The sequence below is a fragment of the Pelomonas caseinilytica genome, assembly GCF_021353235.1.
In the GTDB taxonomy this organism is placed as follows: Bacteria; Pseudomonadota; Gammaproteobacteria; order Burkholderiales; family Burkholderiaceae_C; genus Pelomonas; species Pelomonas caseinilytica.
Genome location: NZ_JAJTWT010000001.1, coordinates 650,032 through 668,729, shown reverse-complemented (window position 1 = coordinate 668,729; position 18,698 = coordinate 650,032). Strand labels below are relative to the sequence as shown.

Sequence of the window (18,698 nt, the reverse complement as noted above, 5' to 3'; positions counted from 1 at the left end):
GGACCGGCCAGGCGTGCCCGCGTTCAGCGCGGCGCGACTGGACGAGGGGCTCACACAAACTCCGCGTTCTCGTCGGCCACGCGGGCGGCCTCGCCCAGCACGAGGGCCAGGGCCAGCAGCAGCAGGCCGAAGAGCAGGGCGAGGTAGTGGTCCGACGAGAGGCTGAAGGCCAACTGGCGCTGCCCCTTGGGGTTGCCGAAGGTCAGCGCCAGGATGCCCAGGGTGTGGCCCAGCGGCTGCGCGGCGGCCAGGATGCACAGGCTCAACCCGAGGCGGCGTAGGTGCTGGGCCGGGCGGCGCGCCAGCAGCTCGCCCTGGGCGAAGCAGCCGAACAGCGACCACATCTGCCACAGCGCGAAGACGCTCACCGACGTGGGCAGCATCAGGGCCGCCAGGCCCCACAGCCGCGCGCCGAGGTCCAGCTGCATGGTGGTGAGGCCCCAGGTCTTGGCTGCCACCTCGGCCACCCAGTCCGGCTGGGCCCAGAAGATGAAGGGCAGGGTGCCGATGACGACGACGCCGATCAGGCACAGCAGCCGCACGATCCAGGCCAGGCGGCGGATGCGCCTGAGGCCGTCGGCGGAAAAGGAGTCGGGCATGGCATCCTGAGCGAAACGGAAAAAACTTACTGTAAAACAATAATTCGTTGTCGCAGTACAGAATCTTCGTCGCCGTGAAAATGCACCCCATGAGCAAGAAGACCGCCCATGTCAGCGAAACCCCGGCCACCCAGGTGCTCAAGCGCGCCGGCGTGGCCTTCACCGAGCACGTCTACGACTACGTGGAGCACGGCGGCACGGAGGAGTCCTCCCGCCAGCTCGGCGTGGACGAGCATGCCGTCGTCAAGACCCTGGTGATGCAGGATGAAAAGGCCGAGCCGCTGATCGTGCTGATGCACGGCGACCGCACGGTCAGCCTCAAGGAGCTGGCACGCCAGATCCCGTGCAAGAAGGTCGAGCCCTGCAAGCCCGAGGTGGCCCAGCGCCACAGCGGCTACCAGGTGGGCGGCACCTCGCCCTTCGGCACGCGCAAGGCCATGCCGGTGTTCGTGGAGGCCAGCATCCTGGAGCTGCCCGGCATCTGCATCAACGGCGGGCGCCGCGGCTACCTCGTCGGCATCGAGCCGCGGGTGCTGACCGAGCTGCTGGGCGCAAGGCCGGTGAACTGCGCGAACTGAACGGGTATGCGGCTTGCCCGCGCGCGGCCATGTGGAACACCGTGGTCGAGACCCTGAAGTCCGAGTTCTCCGACGCGCCCGATGCCGAGCGGCTCACGCGGATCATGACGCGGCTGCTGCTGGCCGCCCTGCTCGGCGGGCTGCTCGGCTACGAACGCGAGCGCCAGGGAAAGGCCGCCGGCCTGCGCACCCACATGCTGGTGGCCATGGGTGCGGCCCTGTTCGTGCTGGTGCCGCAACTCGACGGCATGGTGTCGGCCGACCTGAGCCGGGTCATACAGGGCATCGTGACCGGCCTGGGCTTTCTGGGCGCGGGCGCCATCGTCAAGCACAAGTCCGAGGAGCACGTCGAGGGCCTGACCACTGCCGCCGGCATCTGGATGACGGCCGCCATCGGGGTGGCCTGCGGGCTGGGCCGCGAGAGCACGGCCCTGCTGAGCACGGCCCTGGCGCTGGCGGTGCTCGCCGTGCTGCCCAAGCTGGCCCGCCGCAAGGGCGCCGACTGAGCGGCGATATGCCGCCGGGCTGCACGACAATGCCGCCCCATGCAAACCGCTCTCTCCCTGCTTGCGGCCCTCGCGGGCTACCTGATCGGCTCGCTGTCCTTCGCCGTCATCGTCAGCCGCGCCATGGGCCTGTCCGACCCGCGCTCCTACGGCTCAGGCAACCCGGGCGCCACCAACGTGCTGCGTTCGGGCAACAAGGCCGCGGCCATCCTGACCCTGGTCTTCGACGCCCTCAAGGGCTACCTGCCCGTGCTGGCGGTGCTCGTCTGGGGCCCGCCCCATGGCCTGGAAGAAGGCACGGCCGCCCTGGTCGGCCTGGCGGCCTTCCTCGGCCATCTCTGGCCGGTGTTCTTCCGCTTCCAGGGCGGCAAGGGCGTGGCCACGGCGGCCGGCGTCATCTTCGCCCTCAACCCCTGGCTGGGCGTGGCCACGCTGGCCACGTGGGTCATCATCGCGGCCTTCAGCCGCTATTCGTCGCTGGCGGCCATCGTGTCGGCTGCGTTCGCGCCGATCTATCAGTTGCTCATCTGGGAAGCCGGCCCCACCGCCCTGACCCTCATCATCATGGGCCTGCTGCTGGTGTGGCGCCACCAGGCCAACATCAAGAAGCTGCTGGCCGGCACCGAGAGCAAGCTCGGCCACAAGGCCGGCAGCGCCGCCTCCCCCGTTTCGAAACCCCACCACGCCACCAAGGCCAGGAAAAAGACATGAGCAAGCAAGAGATCCAACGCTTCGACATCGGCGCCCGCCTCTCCGAGATGGCGGTGCACAACGGCGTGGCCTACCTGGCCGGCCAGGTGGCCGAGGACGCCAGCGCCGACATCACCGGCCAGACGGCCCAGGTGCTGACCGCCATCGACCGGCTGCTGGAGCGCGCCGGCACCGACAAGAGCCGCATCCTGCGCGCCCAGATCTTCCTGGCCGACCGGGCCGACTTCCCCGGCATGAACGCCGCCTGGGACGCCTGGGTGCCGGCGGGTCACGCGCCCACCCGCGCCACCGTCATCGCCGGGCTGGCCCGCCCGGAGTGGAAGGTCGAGATCGTCATCACCGCGGCGGTTTGACCACGCCGGGGCCGGCCTGGTTCGCCGGCCCTTGATCTTCCACAAGCCCTGCGGGGCGTCCAACCGTTAGCCTGCCGACTCAGTCCACACTGGAGCCGGTTGATGTCCATCGAGTTGTTCCGCCAGGGGCGGCATGTCTGCGTCATGTTCGCCCGCCTGGGAGACGAGGGCGGCGACGCGGTGCAGTCCAACCAGTTCCTGCTGGTCAACGGCGGCACCGGCGCCATCCTGGACCCGGGCGGCAACACCGCCTACAACGAGCTCTACCTCGGCATGTCGGCGTTCTTCCCGCCGCACAAACTGTCGGCCATCCTGGCCTCGCATGCCGACCCCGACATCATCGCCTCGCTGGACCGCTGGATGACGGCCACCGATGCGCCCGTCTACATCTCGCGGCTGTGGGAGCGCTTCGCCCCCCACTTCTGCAAGCCCGGCAAGACCGTCGGGCGCGTCGTCGGCCTGCCCGACGCCGGTGAGCGCCTGCGCCTGGGCACGGGCGACGACCGCTTCGAGCTGTGGGCAGTGCCGGCGCACTTCCTCCACGCGGAGGGCAATTTCCAGTTCTACGACCCGGTCAGCCGCATCCTCTTCTCCGGCGACCTCGGCGCCTCGCTGGGCACCGGCCTCAACCCGGAGCACGTCGTCAAGTCCCTGGCCGGCCACCTCCAGTACATGGAAGGCTTCCACCGCCGCTACATGGTCAGCAACAAGGTGCTGAGGCTGTGGGCGGCCATGGTGAGGCAGCTGGACATCAAGATGATCGTGCCCCAGCACGGCTCCCCCATGGCCGGCGCCGCCGTGGGCGAATTCATCAACTGGGTGGAGCAACTGGAGTGCGGCATCGACCTCTTCGGGTCGCAGAACTACCGCCTGCCGGCCTGAGCGAAGGCCGTCACGGCGAGACGCCCGTGCCGCCGGCGGGGCCCCTGATCGGCTGCGCGGATGTCGAAGTCCTACGATGCCCGCATGCCCCGCTCGCTGCTCGTCCTCGTCGCCGTCGTGGCCCTGGCCTCCTGGGCCTGGCGCGGCCATGTGCGGGCCGAGGACGGCACCTGGCTCGCGCAGCATGCGCGGCCGGGCGACATCCGCATGCTGTCGTCCGAGACCTGCCCCTATTGCCTGGCGGCGCGGCGGTGGATGACGGAGCAGGGCGTGCCCTTCAGCGAGTGCTTCATCGAACGCGACGCGCAATGCCTGGCCGACTACCAGGCCCTGGGCGCGGCGGGCACGCCGACGCTGCTGGTGCGCGGCCAGCGCGTCATCGGCTTCGACCGCGCGCGGCTGCGCGAGATCCTGAAGTGACAGGCACGAGGCCAAGCCGAGTCGGCAACGCTGCTCAGCAGCGCTGGCGACTCGGCTCGGCGGTGGTGGAAGTGGGCGTCATTCGCATCGGTGCACGTCCGCTTCAGCCGCGCTTGGCCGGGCTCTTGGCGGCGGCCAGGGTGGTGTTGCGCAGCAGCGTGCCTTCGCTGTAGCCGGTGACGACGACACGCGGCAGCTGGGCCACGTCGCGCTGAGCATAGCCGGTCACGACGACGCGCGGGAGCTGGGCGACTTCGCGCACGGCCTTGCCGGTGACGACGACGCGCTCGAGCTTGATGGTGGCTTGCGGGGCGGCCTGGGCGGCGGTGGACAGGGCCAGGACGATGGCGGCGAAGAGGGTGGTTTGCAGGCTCATGATGGACTCCGTTCGGTGGGTGTCGAACAGCGGTATTGCTGTATCGATGGAGTCAGTTTCGGCAATGAGACTGCGGCCTTCCAGGCGCCTGCGATCAAGCGCCAGCGGCGCTGGATGAACTGCAGGAAGGCGGGATGGGCGGCTCAGTCGAGCTGCAAACCCAGCCGGGCGAGATCGCCCCGGCCCTGGCGCACCAGCACGGGCTCCCCGCCCTGGCTGAGGTCCAGCACGGTGGTGGGCTGGGCCGGGCAGGCGCCGGCATCCAGCACGAACTGCAGCTGCCGGTCCAGCCGGGCGCAGACGTCGGCGGCGTCGTTCATGGGCTCGCCTTCGCCGGGCGGGATGAGGGTGGTCGACAGCAGCGGCTCGCCGAACAGGGCCAGCAGGTCTTGCGTCACGCGGTGGTCGGGCACCCGCAGGCCGATGGTGCGGCGGCTGGGGTGGGACAGGCGCCGCGGCACTTCCTTGGTCGCCGGCAGGATGAAGGTGTAGGGGCCGGGCGTGGCGAGCTTGAGCAACCGGTACTGGCGGTTGTCGACCATGGCGTAGGTGGCCAGCTCCGACAGGTCGCGGCACAGCAGCGTCAGGTGGTGCTTCTCGTCGACGCCGCGCACCCGGCGCAGCGCCTCGGCGGCGGCCTTGTCGTTGAGGTGGCAGACGAAGGCGTAGCTGGAATCCGTCGGGATGGCGCCGAGGCCGCCGGCCTGCAGCATCTGGGCGCATTGGCGCAGGAATCGGAGCTGGGGGTTGTCGGGGTGGACTTCGAAAAGCTGGGCCATGGCGGGCGGGTCAGCGGTGGATACGGTCGGCCAGCTCGGCCCAGACGGGCGTCAGCTTGCCGGGCAGGGGCTGCAGCGTTCCCAGGTCCACCCGGCTTTCGTCGGGGCTGTGGAAGTCCGAACCGCGCGAGGCGAGGAGGCCGAACTCGACCGCCGTGTCGGCGTACTTCGCGTACTCGGCGACCGTGTGGCTGCCGGTGACGACCTCGATGCCCCGGCCGCCGTGGCCGATGAACTCGGTGATCAGGGCGTACTCCTCGGTCGGCGTGAAGTCGTAGCGGCCGGGGTGGGCGATGACGGCAATGCCGCCGGCGCGGGTGATCCAGCCGACCGCGTCCTTGAGGGCGGCCCACTTGTGCGGCACGAAGCCCGGCTTGCCTTCGGTCAGGAAGCGGCGGAAGACCTCGGGCACGTCCGTGCAGTGGCCGGCGTCCACGAGGAAGCGGGCGAAATGGGTGCGCGAGATCAGTTCCGGGTTGCCGACGTATTTCAGTGCGCCCTCGAAAGCGCCGGGGATGCCCACCTCGGCGAGGCCGGCCGCCATCTCCCGGGCGCGGGCCTCGCGCCCGCCGCGCGTGGCGCGCAGGCCCTCGGCCATCTCCTCGGCGCCGTGGTCGAAGCCCAGGCCGACGATGTGCACGACCCGGCCGGCGAAGCTGACGGAGATTTCGGTGCCCGTGAGGTAGGGCAGGCCTGCGGCGCGGGCCGCGGCCAGGGCCCGGGCCTGGCCGCCGATCTCGTCGTGGTCGGTCAGCGACCAGAGGTCGACGCCGCCGGCCTTGGCGCGCTCGGCCAGGGCCTCGGGCGTCAGCGTGCCGTCGGAGACCACCGAGTGGCAGTGCAGGTCGGCATTGAGCGAGGCATCGAGGTTCACGCCCTCATTGTCGCAGGCGGTCCGAGCCCACGATGGCGTGAGGTGCTGGGGATGGTGTCGGATCAGGCCGCGAGCTGGGCGCGCTGGGGCTGGGGCTGGCGGCGGTCGACGAAGTAGCGGCTGCCGCCGGCCCGGCCCTTGGCCACGCGCTTGGGCTCGGCCAGGGCGGCGCTGAGCGCGCGGGCGTTCTCGAAATGACCCGGCAGGTGCAGCACGGCGCCGGCCGAGATGGTGGGCAGGGGATGGAAGCTGGGCTGGTTCTGCCGGTTCAGGGTGATGTAGCCGCCGGCCGCCAGGTGCTCGGGCGAGAAGAAGCTGCGCACGCCGGCGTCGAAGGCCTCGCAGATGCGGGCCAGGCGCGCCTCCCAGTCGGCGCTGGCGAGAGCCATGACGAAGTCGTCGCCGCCGATGTGGCCGACGAAGTCCAGCTGCGGGTCGGCCGCCTGCGTCAGCACGCGCGCCGCGAGGCGGATGATGTCGTCGCCGACGCGATAGCCGTAGACGTCGTTGAAGGGCTTGAAGTGGTCGATGTCCCACACCACGGCCGCGAAGGTGTCGCCCGCCTCGATGAGGCGGTCCAGGTGGTGGTCGATGGGCACGTTGCCCGGCAGCAGCGTCAGCGGGTTGGCGTAGCGGGCGGCGTGCACCTGCAGGTCCGACACCGCCTTGAGCAGGTCCGAGCTGCGGCCGGAGCCGAAATAGGCACCGTCGCGGGTGACGATGAAGCCGTCGATGAGCAGGCGCTCGTCGAGGTTGGACAGCGCGTCGCTCATGGCCCGCAGCGGCGTGGCCACGTCGAACACCAGCGGGTGGGCGTCCATCAGCTCGACGCAGCTGCGCTTGTCGAAGATGTCCATGAAATAGCGCTCGGTGCTGCGCTTGAGAACGTGCAGCGAGCGCAGCACGCCGATGGGGCGCTGCTGGTCGTCCAGCACGGGGATGGCGAGCAGTTGGTCGTCGCGGTGGAAGAGGTCGACGACGCTGCGGCAGCTGGTGGCCGGCGTGACGGTGAGGCCGCGGCGGGCGAGCTGGGCCGCGCTGGTGACGGCGCCCTGGGCCAGGGGCAGGGCGAGGTCGTTCTGCAGCAGCCGCGGCTGGGCGTCGGCCGCCAGCCGCCCGCTCCATTGGGCGCTGAGGGAGGCGCGCGGCGTGGCGCTCGGCCGGGCGAAGAGATAGCCCTGGCAGATGGACAGCCCCAGGCGCCGCAGCACTTCGAGGTCAGGCTCCTGCTCCAGGCCTTCGGCGACCACCTCGCAGCCGCTGGTCGCGGCCATCTCGACGATGCTGCGCACGAACTGCTGCTTCAGCGGCTCCTGCGCGATGCCGTCGATGAAGTGGCGGTCGATCTTGACGAAGTCGGGCCGCATCTGCATCCAGCGGCGCAGCGAGGCGAAGCCCTCGCCGAGGTCGTCCAGCGCGACGCGGAAGCCCCGCTCGCGCAGGGCTTGCAGGGCGTCGTCGAGCTGGGCCAGGTCCTCGATGGGGCGGGTCTCGGTCAGCTCGATGACGACGCGCGAGGTCGGCAGGCCGAGGGCCGCCATTTCGGCGGCGAGCTCGCCCGCATGCTCGCGGGCGCCGAGCAGGGTGTCGGCCGTGACGTTGAGAAAGAGCTGACCGGGCAGGCCCAGGGCCTTGAAGCGCTGGATGGCGCGCCGCACGATGAGGTGTTCCAGCTCGACGAGGCGGCCCAGCCGGGCGGCGGCCTCGAACAGCACCAGGGGCGAATGAAGGGGCCCGTCGGCCGGCGCGCGCGTCAGCGCCTCGTAGCCGTAGATCTCGGCGCGGTCGATGGCGACGAGGGGCTGGAAGTGCAGGTCGAAGCTGCGCTGCTCGATGAGGCGGTCGAGGGCGTCGGCAAGGGGATCGGGCGCGGGGTCGCGCATGGAGGGCTCCGGGTCGGCTGGCCGCGCGGATTCTTCGAAGCCCCCGTGACAGTCAGGTGACTTGGCGCGGCAGGCCGGGCGTGCCTGCCAACTCCGTCACGGCTGCGCCGCCTCCACGACGTATTGCACCCGGGCCTGGCCCTGCCATTCGTCCAGGCTCAGGCGGTAGGCCAGGGTCACGCGCTCGGGCAGCATCTCGGTGCGGCCGAACCAGATGCCGTCCACCAGCCGGCCGCCCTGGCGCAGGCGCAGCTTCAGGTGCTTTTCGCCGACGAGGCGCTGCGAGACCAGCTCGAAGCGGTCGCAGAACACCGGCGGCTCGAAGCCCTGGCCCCAGACCTGGGCGTCCAGCAGCCGCGCCGTCTCGGGTGTCGCCGCCTCGGCGGGCAGGGTGCCGTCGTGGCGCAGGGTGCGGGTGAGGTCCTGCTCGTTCAGCCACTCCTCGGCGACGCGGGCGAAGGCCAGCGCGAAGCGGTGCACGCCGGCGGCGTCGGGCAGGGCCAGCGTCGCGCCCGCGGCCATGGCGTGGCCGCCGAACCGGGCGAGCAGCTCGGGCTCGCGCTTGCTGACGAGGTCGAGGGCGTCGCGCAGGTGGAAGCCCGGGATGGAGCGGCCCGAGCCCTTGAGCTGGCCGTCGGCGCCGCGGGCGAAGACGAAGGTCGGGCGGTGCACGCGGTCCTTGATGCGCGAGGCGACGATGCCGACGACGCCTTCATGGAAGTCCGCGTCGAAGAGGGCCACGGCCGGGGGCAGGGCGCCCTGCAGCGCCTCTACCAGGGCCTCCAGCCGCGCCTCGGCCATCTCGCGCATGCCGGCCTCGATGTCGCGGCGCTCGCGGTTGATGGCGTCGAGCTGGGTGGCCAGGGCCAGGGCGCGCTCGGGGTCGTCGGTCGTGAGCGTCTCGATGCCGAGGGTCATGTCGGCCAGGCGGCCGGCGGCATTGATGCGAGGGCCGAGGGCGAAGCCCAGGTCGAAGCCCTGGGCCTTGCTGGCATCGCGCTTGGCGGCGCTGAACAGGGCCATGACGCCGGGCTGGGCGCGCCCGGCGCGCATGCGCCTGAGGCCCTGGGCGACGAGGCGGCGGTTGTTGGCGTCGAGCTTGACGACGTCGGCCACCGTGCCCAGGGCGACGAGGTCGAGCAGGCCGTCCAGGCGCGGCTCGGGCGCGGGCAGTGCCCCGCGGGCGCGCAGCTCGGCGCGCAGCCCGAGCAGCACGTAAAAGGCCACCCCCACGCCCGCCAGTGACTTGCTCGCGAAGCCGCAGCCGGGCTGGTTGGGGTTGACGATGGCGTCGGCCTCGGGGACGACGACGTTACCGCCCAGTTGGGCGGGCAGGTGGTGGTCGGTCACCAGCACCTTGAGGCCATGGGCGCGGGCATGCGCCACGCCGGCCAGGCTGGCGATGCCGTTGTCGACGGTCACGAGCAGGGCGGGCTGCTGTTCGAGGGCGAGGTCGACGATGGTGGGCGTGAGGCCGTAGCCGTGCACCGCGCGGTCGGGCACCACGTAGCCCAGCTGCGCGGGCGTGAAGCCCAGCTGGCGCAGGCCGCGCAGCATGACGGCGCAGGCGGTGGCCCCGTCGCAGTCGTAGTCGGCCACGATGACCAGGCGTTGGCCCGCCTGCAGGGCGTCGGCCAGCAGCCGCGCCGCCGCGACCAGGCCCTTGAGGCCGTCGGGCGGCAGCAGCTGGGCCAGGCTCTCGTCCAGCTCGGCCGCCTCGCGCACGCCGCGCGCGGCCAGCAGCCGCGCCAGCAGGGGGGCGATACCCGCCTGTTCCAGCGCCCAGGCGGTGCGCGGCGGCACGTCGCGTTCGATCAGCCGCGGCGCGTTCACAGCGACTCCAGCACGGCGGCCACGTCGGTGCCCTGCCAGCGGCGCCTGAGCCTGTCGAGCAGCGGCAGCGGCCGGGCGGTGAAGCGGCGGGCGAAGCGTTCGCCGGCGAGGGTGAGGCTCTGCAGGGGCTGGGCCAGCGGGCCGGCATCCAGGCGCTGCCAGGCCTCCGCCCAGGCGGCCAGGTCGCCGGCCAGCAGCGGCTCGGTCAACCGGGCGTCGACGGTCACGCCGGCGTCGGCGCCGCCGCTGCGGCCGATGTCGCCGATCCATACCGAGTTGACCACCGGCTCGCCGCGCGCCTCGCGTTCCTCGTTCAGGGCATGGCCGTGCAGCAGCATCTGGGCCTCGTTCTGCCAGCGGCGCAGCGTGCGGCTCTCGGGCAGCCAGGGCTCGATGGGCCGGCCCGCGGCCCGCTCGATGCTGGCGGCGTGCAAACCTTCCAGTGCCGTGGCATGGCCGATGGCCCAGCGCGTCGCGTCCAGCAACCGCCACTGCCAGCCCTCGGCCTCGGGCCAGAGTTCGCGCAGCAGCGCGGCGAAGCGGGCGGCGTCGGACTCGGACAGGTTGAGCGCGGCCGGCGGCAGCACGTCGACGCCGTCGGTGCCCACGGACAGGTGCACCGGCGTCAGCATCGCCCAGCTCAGCTCGGGGCCGGCGCCCACGCTCCAGGCGGCGGCACTGGGCTCGGCCTGGCCGCGCAGGCCGGCCAGGGCCAACTGGTGGGGCGGGTGGGGGGAGTAGGCGTCGCCCCCCCAGCTTTCGGCGGGGCTGAGCCGGGCCAGCAGCGCGCCCAGGTTGGGCAGGGCGAGGCTGGACAGCGCATGCCGCGCGGCCTCGTCGAGGGCGCTGGCATGGGGAATCATCAGGTGCATGGATGGGATTATCCAAACCCCGGCGTGCGCCGACGCCTTCCCACACGGCTGTCATAAACCGTTCATACACTTTTCGGCATGACCGACCCGACCTCGCTGAAGCTGCTCAACCGCGAACAAGCCATCCTGGAGTTCAACCGGCGCGTGCTGGCCCAGGCCCAGCGCGAGGACGTGCCCCTGCTGGAGCGGCTGCGCTACATCTGCATCGTGTCGAGCAACCTGGACGAATTCTTCGAGGTCCGCTTTGCCGACATGCTGGACGCCGCGCGCGACGCGCTGGGCACCGTGAGCAATCAGGACGTGGACCGCGTCGGCCGCGCCGCGCACACGCTGATCGACGAGCAGTACCTCATCTTCAACGAGCAGCTCACGCCGTTGCTGCTCAAGCAGCGCATCGTCATCCTCAACCACGCCGACCGCGACGAGCCGCAGCGGCGCTGGGTGCAGAAGTTCTTCGAGCGCGAGGTGCGCCCGCTGCTGGTGCCGGTGGGCCTGGATCCGGCCCACCCCTTCCCGCAGGTGGCCAACAAGTCGCTGCATTTCATCGCGCGGCTGTCGGGCAAGGACGCCTTCGGCCGCGACAACCGCATCGCCATCGTCAAGGTGCCGCGGGTGCTGCCGCGGGTCATCAAGCTGCCGGCCAACCTCAGCGACGGCCACCAGGCCTTCGTTCTGCTGACCAGCGTCATCCGCGCCCACCTGGAGGAGCTCTTCCCGGGCCGCAAGGTCGAGGCCTTCTCGCAGTTCCGCGTCACGCGGGACTCCGACCTCGAGGTCGACGAGGAGGAGATCGCCAACCTGCGCCACGCCCTGCGCTCGGGGCTGACGACGCGTCACTTCGGACGCGCCGTCCGCCTGGAGGTGGTGAACAGCTGCCCGGCGGAGCTGTCGGAGTTCCTGCTCGAGCAGTTCGGCCTGCCGGCGGCGGCGCTGTACCGGGTCAACGGCCCGGTCAACCTGGTGCGGCTGAACGAACTCATCGACCTGACGGACGCGCCGGAGCTGCGCTTCAAGCCCTTCGAACCCGCATGGCCGACGCGCCGGCTGCCGCGCCACCGGTCCATCTTCGAGATGCTGCGCAAGGGCGACGTGCTGCTGCACCATCCCTTCGAGAGTTTCGATCCCGTCGTGCAACTGCTGCGCGAGGCCGTCGAGGACCCCGACGTGCTCGCCATCAAGCAGACCATCTACCGCACCGGCGCCAAGTCGGAGCTGATGGACCTGCTGATCGAGGCCTCGCGGCGCGGCAAGGAGGTCATGGCGGTGGTCGAGCTCAAGGCCCGCTTCGACGAGGAGGCCAACATCAACTGGGCCGAAAGGCTGGAGGCCGTGGGTGCCCAGGTCGTGTACGGCATCGTCGGCTACAAGACGCATGCCAAGCTGCTGATGGTGACGCGGCGCGAGAACGGCAAGCTGCGCCGTTATGCCCACCTCTCCACCGGCAACTACAACCCCAAGACGGCGCGGCTCTACACCGACCTCGGCCTGCTCACCGCCGACCCCGACCTGACGGCCGACGCCGACACCGTGTTCCGCCAGCTGGCGTCGCTCGGCAAGTTCAAGGCGCCGCGGCGCATGCTGCTGGCGCCCTTCAACATGCACAGCCGCATGCTGGAGCTGCTCGCCCAGGTGGAGGCGGCGGCGCGCGGCGGCTACAAGGCAGCGCGCGTGGTCGTCAAGATCAACGCGCTGACCGACGCGGAGCTCATCCACGCCCTGCTGCGCGCGGCCCAGGCCGGGGCCAAGGTCGATCTCATCGTGCGCGGCGCCTGCATGCTGCCGCCGGGCCTGCCGGGGGTCAGCGACAACATCGTCGTGCGCTCGGTCGTCGGCCGCTTCCTGGAGCATTCGCGCGTCTGCTACTTCCGCTGGGCCGAGGCCGAGGAGGGCGAGGCCCTCTTCCTGTCCAGCGCCGACTGGATGAGCCGCAACATGTTCCGCCGCATCGAGGTGGCCTGGCCGGTGCAGGACCCCAAGCTGCGCCAGCGCGTCATCGACGAGGCCCTGCAGCCCTATCTGCACGACACCATGGACGCCTGGCAGCTCGGCCCGGACGGCCGCTCCGTGCGCATTGGCGGCGAGGGCGGCATCAGCGCCCAGCAGGCCTTGATGCGGCGCTTTTCCGAGTGAACATCGCGGGCCATGGACCTGATCCTCTGGCGCCACGCCGAAGCCGAGACCCTCGCCGCCGGCCAGGATGACCTGCAGCGCGCGCTGACGCACAAGGGCGAGCGCCAGGCCCGGCGCATGGCCGCCTGGCTCAACCATCGCCTGCCGGCGTCCACGCGGGTGATCGTCAGCCCGGCCCTGCGCTGCCGGCAGACGGCCGAGGCCCTGGGGCGGGAGATGCGCATCGTGCCCGCCATCGCGCCCGATGCGACCGTCGCCGCCCTGCTCGAGGCCTCGCGCTGGCCCAAGGCCAGCGAGCCCGTGCTGCTGTGCGGCCACCAGCCGACGCTGGGCCGGCTGGCCGCGAAGCTGCTGGCCGGTGCCGAGCAGGACTGGGCCGTCAAGAAGGGGGCGGTGTGGTGGCTGCGCTGGCGGCAGCGCGACGGCGAGCCGGACGTGACCCTGCATGCGGTGCAGGGACCGGACGCGCTGTGAGCGTTCATGGCCGTTGGAGGGCCGGTCGTTCCCGGCCAAGGCGTTTCGTGGTCAAGCTCCTGGCATGACGGTGGCGCGCCGATAGCGTTCGGCGCATAACGACTGGCACGTGGGAAGGCGTGATCGGCCCGGCAGGCGCTGCGGACCGTGGGCCTGACCCGACCGTTGCATGCCGCGCGCGCCCCTGCCTTCCCCTGCGACCCTCCCTGACCCCCGTGACGCCGGACCGGCGCCATCCGTCTCCGTTCCGGAGGCGGAGGCCGGCGGCTGCCTGACCGGCACGACGGCGGTGCTGCTGGTGGCCGGTTCGGCCGTGGGCCTGGCCATTGCGCAGGCCTTGTTCGGCGCGGGGCTGATCGGCCCGCTGGCGGCCGGTGCGTGCGGGAGTCCATCGACGCAGCCGTCCGCTGCCGGCAGCGCTTTCCAGGCCAGGTCGCGGCCGGCGCTGATGGCCGAGCTCGACTTGCTGCAGCTGCGCGTGCAACTCGCCCGCAATGGCCTGGAGCGCGACGAAGCGCTGCTCCAACGCGGCCTGGCCAGCGCCAGCCAGGTGGCGCAGCGCCGGCAGGACCTGCTCGAGCTGCTCGCCCGCGAGCGCGAGGCCGAAAGCCGGCTGCTGGCCTGGCCGGCGGAGCCCGCGCCGCCGGTGTCCGGCCCCGCACCCGAATCCGAGCATGGCCCGGCCCGAACGGCCCAGCGGCCACCTCCCCACCCTCGATCCGGAGATCCATCTTGACATCCGAACCCGCCCGCTCCCGCCGCTCGGCCGCCGCCTCCGACTCACCGCCCGCCGAGCGCCCAACCCATGCGGCGTTCTGGCTGGCCCAGGCCTATGTGCGCTGCCGCGAGCAGGACGAATGCGCCAACGAATTCGGCGTGCCCTGGCGCTACCAGGTGCCCGAGGCCAAGCGCCGCGACAAGTGCAAGGGCCTGTGCCTGTGTCAGCGGTATGCGAACGCGCCGCTCAAGCTGACCGACTCGCGCGGCTAGCCTCGCCGGCCGAGCTTGCGGTCGAGGACGCGGCTCAGGCGACGGCGAGTTCCAGCAGGCCGGTCCGGCCCCAGGCTTCGGCCTCTTCCCTGAGCAGGAAGCGGGTGCGGGCCTGGGTGGCGCCCCAGTTCGCGGGGCAGCGCAGGGTCAGCCGCCTGCCGTGGCGGACGAGGTCCGGGCCGCGCTCGACGGAGGGCGTGCGCGCATGGCACAGGATCACCGCCAGGCGCAGGGCGAGGAGCTGGTCGAGCAGGCTGGGGTCGGCCAGCTGGGACTCCACCTTGCGCAGGCCGCCTCGCTGGCCGAGGGCCAGGGTGCCCAGGCGCTGCAGCTGGTTGGTCGAGAAGCCCGGGGCGTCCACGTGGGCGATCAGGTAGGCGCTGTGGCGGTGGTGGTCGTGGTGGGACACCAGCATGCCCATCTCGTGCAGCGCTGCGGCCCAGCGCAGCTCGCGCAGCAGCTCGGGCGACGGCCTGGCGCCGAGCTGCCGGTACAGCCGCTCGGCCTGCGCGGCCACGCGCTCGGCCTGGGCCGTGTCGACGCCGAAGCGCCGCTGCAGTTCGGCCACCGAGCCGGCCCGCGGGTCGCGCGGGCCGCTGGGCCGCAGGCGTTCGGCCAGGTCGAAGATCACGCCCTGGCGCAGCGCGCCCTTGGTGGGCAGCAATTCGGCGATGCCGAACTGGGTCAGCAGCGTGTAGAGGATGCACAGGCCGCCCGCGACGACGGGGCGGCGGTCCTCCTTCAGGCCGGGCAGCATCAGCTTGTCCTGCGATCCGGCCTCCAGGCAGCGGGCGATGCACCAGCGCAGCGCGTCCGGCGTGATGCGGCCGTCGGTCTCGCCGCTGGCGGCGAGGATCTGCGACACCGCGCCCACCGTGCCCGACGAGCCCAGGGCCTCCTGCCACAGCTCGGGGCGGAAGAGGGTCAAGGCTTCTTCGAGTTCGGCGCCGGCGGCGACCTGGGCCGCGCGGAAGGCCTCGGCGGTGTAGCGGCCGTCGGCGAAGAAGCGCAGCGACAGCCCGACGCTGCCGACGCCGAAGGACTCCGCCAGCATCGGCTTGCGGCCCTTGCCGAGGATCATCTCGGTGGAGCGCCCGCCGATGTCGATGACCAGCCGCGGCTTGTCGGAGGGCTGCAGACGCGCCACGCCGGCGTAGATGAGCCGGGCTTCCTCGCGGCCCGAGATGACTTCGACGGGGTGGCCGAGCACCGCCTCGGCGCGCGCCAGGAAGGCGTTGCGGTTGCGCGCCTCGCGCAGGGTCTGCGTCGCCACGGCACGGATGCGTTCGCGCGGCAGGCCGGCGAGCTGCTCGCCGAAGCCCTTGAGGCAGGCCAGCCCGCGCTGCATGGCGGCCTCGGTCAGCATGCCCTGGGCATCGAGGCCGGCACCCAGGCGCACGCTCTCCTTGGTGTAGCTGATGCGCTGGTAGCGGTCGCCGGCGAGGCGGGCCAGTTCGAGCCTGAAGCTGTTGGAGCCGATGTCGATGGAGGCCCAGATCTGGCTGCTGGGGTCGCGGCGCGTCGTCATGGGCCGGCATTGTCGGGGCAAAATTTGACGCCCTTTCGTAACCGCGTGGTCCCCTGCCACGCACAAGGAGTGCCCATGTTGAAGGACGAGATCGACAGCCTGGCCCCCGGCCGCGACTTCAGCCGCCGTGGCTTCGTGCAGACGGCGGTGGGCAGCGGCTTCGCAGCCGCGGTGCTGCCCGTGACGGCCCAGGCCATCGCCACCGATGCCAAGGGCCTGGAGGCCGGCCCGGTGACCATTCCAGTGGGCGACTTCGCCATGCCGGCCTATCGCGCGATGCCGGCGGGCAAGACGAGGCCGCCGGTGGTGCTGGTGGCCTGCGAGATCTTCGGCGTGCACGAGCACATCGCCGACGTGTGCCGGCGCCTGGCCAAGCAGGGCTATCTCGCCGTGGCGCCCGACCTCTTCGCGCGCCACGGCAATGCCAGCGCCTACACCGACATCCCCAAGCTCATCAGCGAAGTGGTCAGCAAGGCCACCGACGGCCAGGTCAACGGCGACCTCGATGCCACCGTCGCCTGGGCCGCGGCCCATGGCGGCGACACCTCGCGGCTGGGCGTCACGGGCTTCTGCTGGGGCGGGCGCACGACCTGGCTCTACACCGCGCACAGCGCCGCGGTGAAGGCGGCGGTGGCCTGGTACGGGCCGGTGGCGCGCGCCTACCACCCCGGCGACAAGACCGTCATCGAGCTCGCCGCCAGCATCCACGCGCCGGTGCTGGGCCTGTACGGCGCGGCCGACGGCGGCATCCCCGTCGACACCCTGACCCAGCTCGAGGCGGCCCTCAAGTCCTCAGGCAACGCCGCCTGCGAATTCGTCGTCTACCCCGACACGCCGCACGCCTTCTTCGCCGACTACCGGCCCAGCTACCGCCCCGCCGCGGCCGAAGACGCCTGGGGCCGCTGCCTGTCCTGGTTCAAGAAGAACGGCGTGGCCTGACCTCACCACGCCGCGCACGCCGCCGGCGGCCCCGGCTGCCGGCTCGGCGCCTTCCTGGACAATCCGGGGATGACTCTCCTGTACATCGTGCTCGCGACCTTCGCGGGCGGGCTGCTCTCCGTGCTCGTGGCGGCCAGCCTCACCGTGGCCGTGCTGGCCCGGCTCGTGAAGAGCCTGGTCAGCCTGTCGGCCGGCATCCTTCTCGGCACCTCGCTGCTCAACGTGCTGCCCGAAGCCTTCGAGAGCCGCACCGCGCAGCCGCAAACCCTCTTCGCCATGCTGCTGGGCGGGCTGCTCTTCTTCTGGCTGCTGGAGAAGGTGGAGCTGTACCGGCACGTCCACCACCACGAGGGCGACGGCCATCACCATCACCACCACTTCGATGCCGAGCAGGCCGGCCGCGGCGGGCTGACGGTGCTGGTGGGGGACAGCATCCACAACTTCTGCGACGGCGCCATCATCGCCGCGGCCTTCCTGGCCGATGCGAGGCTGGGGCTGGCGACCGCCGTGGCCATCGTGGCGCACGAAATCCCGCAGGAGGTGGGCGACTACATCGTGCTGCTCAACGCCGGCTTCAGCCGCGCCAAGGCGCTGCTGTTCAACGCCCTCTCGGGCATGTCGGCCGTGGCCGGCGGAGTGGTGGGCTACTTCCTGATCGGCAGTTTCGACGGCGTCCTGCCTTACCTGCTGGTGCTGGCGTCCAGCAGCTTCATCTACATCTCGGTGGCCGACCTGTTGCCGCAGCTGCAGCAGCGCCTGGCCTGGCGCGAGACTCTGGCCCAGGTGCTGTGGCTGGGCGTCGGCCTGGGCGTGGCCTTCGGGGTGTCGCGCCTGCTGCATGGCGCTCATTGACGCGGCGCTGCGCGGCGCCCTGGTGGCGCTGCTGGTGCTGGTGGTGGCCGTGCTGCTGCGGCAGTGGCGCCACCCGCGGCATGCCGACCTGGTTCGCGTCGGCATCGCGCTGGCGGTGTCGCTCATCGTGCAGGCGATGGCGGCTTCGCCCTGGGTCGAGCACGAGGTGAGCTGTGCCGTCCAGTCGCCGGGCATCGGCGTGTCGCTGGGCGCGGCCCCCCTGTTCTGGCTGTTCGCCCGCGCCGTCTTCGAGGACGGCTTCAGGCTGCGCGCCTGGCACGGCCTGGTCTGGGCGGGGGTGGTGCTGTTGGGGGCGTCGATCTGCCTCTGGTCGCCGTGGCGGCCGGGCTATGTGCTGATGCGGGCGGTGCCCATCGTGTTCGCGCTGCTCGGCCTGGCGGCGGTGGTGGGGCCGTGGCGGGTGGACCTGGTGGAAAAGCGCCGCCGCTGGCGTGGCGTGGTGGTGGGCGGCGGTGCGGCCTACGCCCTGGTCATGGTGGCCCTGCGCATCCGCTCGCCCGACGGCAGCCTGGGCAGCGGCGCCGCGCTGGGCGACGTGGCCATGCTGCTGGTGCTGACGGTGCTGATCGCCGGACGGCTGCTGGCGCCGCGCGCCCAGGGCCTGTGGGAGGACGAGGCCGCAGCGCCGCCGCTTCCGGCGCCCGACATGCCTGCGCCGCCGCCGGCACCGGTCGAGGACGCGTCGGATCGGGCCCTCGCCGACGCCCTGGCCCGGCACATGGGCGAGGGCCGCGGCTATGCGCAGGAGGGCCTGACCCTGGCTGGCCTGGCGGCGCAACTGGGCGCACCCGAGTACCGGCTGCGCCGGGTCATCAACCGGGGCCTGGGCCATCGCAACTTCAACGCCTACGTGAACGGCCTGCGGCTGGCCGAGGCCAGGCGGCGGCTCGCCGACCCGGCCGAGCGCGCCCTGCCCGTGCTCAGCATCGCCCTGGACGTCGGCTTCGGCTCGATCGGCCCCTTCAACCGGGCCTTCAAGGCCGAGACCGGCCTGACGCCGACCGAGTTCAGGCAGCGCGCCTCGCTGGCCGATTCCTGAAACATCGCGCCGAAAGCTGCAAGCCGCAGGTTTCGGCCAGACGGCGCGCGGCGGGGCGG

The 18,698-nt window shown here is 71.8% G+C and carries 21 protein-coding genes; 13 read left to right on the top strand and 8 right to left on the bottom strand.

From position 1 onward, the window contains the following. Positions 1-50: 50 nt before the first annotated feature. Positions 51-599: a DUF2975 domain-containing protein gene (locus LXT12_RS03170; protein WP_233389362.1), complete on the bottom strand. Its 549-nt coding sequence runs from the start codon at positions 597-599 to the stop codon at positions 51-53. A gap of 89 nt (positions 600-688) precedes the next feature. Here LXT12_RS03170 and ybaK point away from each other — a divergent pair, with 89 nt between their 5' ends. The 6 genes from ybaK to LXT12_RS03140 all read left to right on the top strand — a co-directional run bounded on the left by ybaK (position 689) and on the right by LXT12_RS03140 (position 4,049). Beyond that, the gene (gene ybaK, locus LXT12_RS03165; protein ID WP_233389360.1) at positions 689-1,177 is read left to right on the top strand and encodes a Cys-tRNA(Pro) deacylase; all 489 of its coding nucleotides are present in this window, start codon (positions 689-691) and stop codon (positions 1,175-1,177) included. Between the two features lie 29 nt (positions 1,178-1,206). Next, entirely contained in the window at positions 1,207-1,683 is a 477-nt protein-coding gene (locus tag LXT12_RS03160) for an MgtC/SapB family protein (RefSeq protein ID WP_233389357.1), read from the top strand. Positions 1,684-1,722: 39 nt separating this feature from the next. Then, positions 1,723-2,394 carry a glycerol-3-phosphate 1-O-acyltransferase PlsY gene (gene plsY / locus LXT12_RS03155; protein WP_233389355.1) on the top strand — a complete coding sequence of 224 codons (672 nt, stop codon included), beginning with the start codon at positions 1,723-1,725 and terminating at the stop codon, positions 2,392-2,394. Continuing rightward, on the top strand, positions 2,391-2,747 hold the full coding sequence (locus tag LXT12_RS03150; RefSeq protein ID WP_233389353.1) for a RidA family protein: 357 nt from the start codon (positions 2,391-2,393) through the stop codon (positions 2,745-2,747). Before plsY ends, LXT12_RS03150 begins: the two co-directional genes overlap by 4 nt. 102 nt (positions 2,748-2,849) lie before the next feature. Then, positions 2,850-3,629, top strand: coding sequence for an oxygen-binding di-iron domain-containing protein (locus tag LXT12_RS03145; RefSeq protein WP_233389351.1), 780 nt, complete (start codon positions 2,850-2,852; stop codon positions 3,627-3,629). A gap of 84 nt (positions 3,630-3,713) precedes the next feature. Further along, complete coding sequence (locus LXT12_RS03140; RefSeq protein WP_233389349.1) at positions 3,714-4,049, top strand: glutaredoxin family protein; 336 nt, start codon at positions 3,714-3,716, stop codon at positions 4,047-4,049. Positions 4,050-4,152: 103 nt separating this feature from the next. Here LXT12_RS03140 and LXT12_RS03135 read toward each other — a convergent pair whose 3' ends face one another. The 6 genes from LXT12_RS03135 to LXT12_RS03110 form a co-directional block, all read right to left on the bottom strand. Next, entirely contained in the window at positions 4,153-4,425 is a 273-nt protein-coding gene (locus LXT12_RS03135) for a hypothetical protein (protein ID WP_233389348.1), read from the bottom strand. A 143-nt stretch (positions 4,426-4,568) separates the two neighbouring features. Next, the gene (locus LXT12_RS03130) at positions 4,569-5,204 is read right to left on the bottom strand and encodes an L-threonylcarbamoyladenylate synthase (RefSeq protein ID WP_233389346.1); all 636 of its coding nucleotides are present in this window, start codon (positions 5,202-5,204) and stop codon (positions 4,569-4,571) included. Between the two features lie 10 nt (positions 5,205-5,214). Further along, positions 5,215-6,078 carry a 3',5'-nucleoside bisphosphate phosphatase gene (locus LXT12_RS03125; protein WP_233389344.1) on the bottom strand — a complete coding sequence of 288 codons (864 nt, stop codon included), beginning with the start codon at positions 6,076-6,078 and terminating at the stop codon, positions 5,215-5,217. Between the two features lie 62 nt (positions 6,079-6,140). After that, positions 6,141-7,961: a bifunctional diguanylate cyclase/phosphodiesterase gene (locus tag LXT12_RS03120; protein ID WP_233389343.1), complete on the bottom strand. Its 1,821-nt coding sequence runs from the start codon at positions 7,959-7,961 to the stop codon at positions 6,141-6,143. Positions 7,962-8,057: 96 nt separating this feature from the next. Then, positions 8,058-9,794 (bottom strand): single-stranded-DNA-specific exonuclease RecJ, encoded by a 1,737-nt coding sequence (recJ, locus tag LXT12_RS03115; protein ID WP_233389341.1) that lies wholly within the window; start codon positions 9,792-9,794, stop codon positions 8,058-8,060. After that, the gene (locus LXT12_RS03110; protein WP_233389340.1) at positions 9,791-10,666 is read right to left on the bottom strand and encodes a hypothetical protein; all 876 of its coding nucleotides are present in this window, start codon (positions 10,664-10,666) and stop codon (positions 9,791-9,793) included. Before LXT12_RS03110 ends, recJ begins: the two co-directional genes overlap by 4 nt. Before the next feature lie 78 nt (positions 10,667-10,744). Here LXT12_RS03110 and ppk1 point away from each other — a divergent pair, with 78 nt between their 5' ends. The 4 genes from ppk1 (at position 10,745) to LXT12_RS03090 (ending at position 14,260) form a co-directional block, all read left to right on the top strand. Further along, entirely contained in the window at positions 10,745-12,796 is a 2,052-nt protein-coding gene (gene ppk1 / locus LXT12_RS03105; protein ID WP_233389338.1) for a polyphosphate kinase 1, read from the top strand. Between the two features lie 12 nt (positions 12,797-12,808). Next, entirely contained in the window at positions 12,809-13,270 is a 462-nt protein-coding gene (locus tag LXT12_RS03100) for a SixA phosphatase family protein (RefSeq protein WP_233389336.1), read from the top strand. A gap of 169 nt (positions 13,271-13,439) precedes the next feature. Beyond that, positions 13,440-14,006, top strand: a complete 567-nt coding sequence (locus tag LXT12_RS03095) for a hypothetical protein (protein WP_233389334.1) — start codon at positions 13,440-13,442, stop codon at positions 14,004-14,006. Beyond that, positions 14,003-14,260: a hypothetical protein gene (locus tag LXT12_RS03090; RefSeq protein WP_233389332.1), complete on the top strand. Its 258-nt coding sequence runs from the start codon at positions 14,003-14,005 to the stop codon at positions 14,258-14,260. Before LXT12_RS03095 ends, LXT12_RS03090 begins: the two co-directional genes overlap by 4 nt. 34 nt (positions 14,261-14,294) lie before the next feature. On the opposite strand, the gene LXT12_RS03085 is transcribed toward LXT12_RS03090, so the two are convergent. Next, entirely contained in the window at positions 14,295-15,788 is a 1,494-nt protein-coding gene (locus LXT12_RS03085) for a Ppx/GppA phosphatase family protein (RefSeq protein WP_233389330.1), read from the bottom strand. A gap of 75 nt (positions 15,789-15,863) precedes the next feature. Between LXT12_RS03085 and LXT12_RS03080 the strand changes: the two genes are divergently transcribed. From LXT12_RS03080 to LXT12_RS03070, 3 genes are all read left to right on the top strand, one after another. Continuing rightward, positions 15,864-16,727 (top strand): dienelactone hydrolase family protein, encoded by an 864-nt coding sequence (locus tag LXT12_RS03080; RefSeq protein WP_233389329.1) that lies wholly within the window; start codon positions 15,864-15,866, stop codon positions 16,725-16,727. Between the two features lie 69 nt (positions 16,728-16,796). After that, positions 16,797-17,579 (top strand): ZIP family metal transporter, encoded by a 783-nt coding sequence (locus LXT12_RS03075; protein ID WP_233389327.1) that lies wholly within the window; start codon positions 16,797-16,799, stop codon positions 17,577-17,579. Then, positions 17,566-18,639 (top strand): AraC family transcriptional regulator, encoded by a 1,074-nt coding sequence (locus LXT12_RS03070; RefSeq protein WP_233389325.1) that lies wholly within the window; start codon positions 17,566-17,568, stop codon positions 18,637-18,639. Before LXT12_RS03075 ends, LXT12_RS03070 begins: the two co-directional genes overlap by 14 nt. The last annotated feature ends 59 nt before the right edge of the window (positions 18,640-18,698 follow it).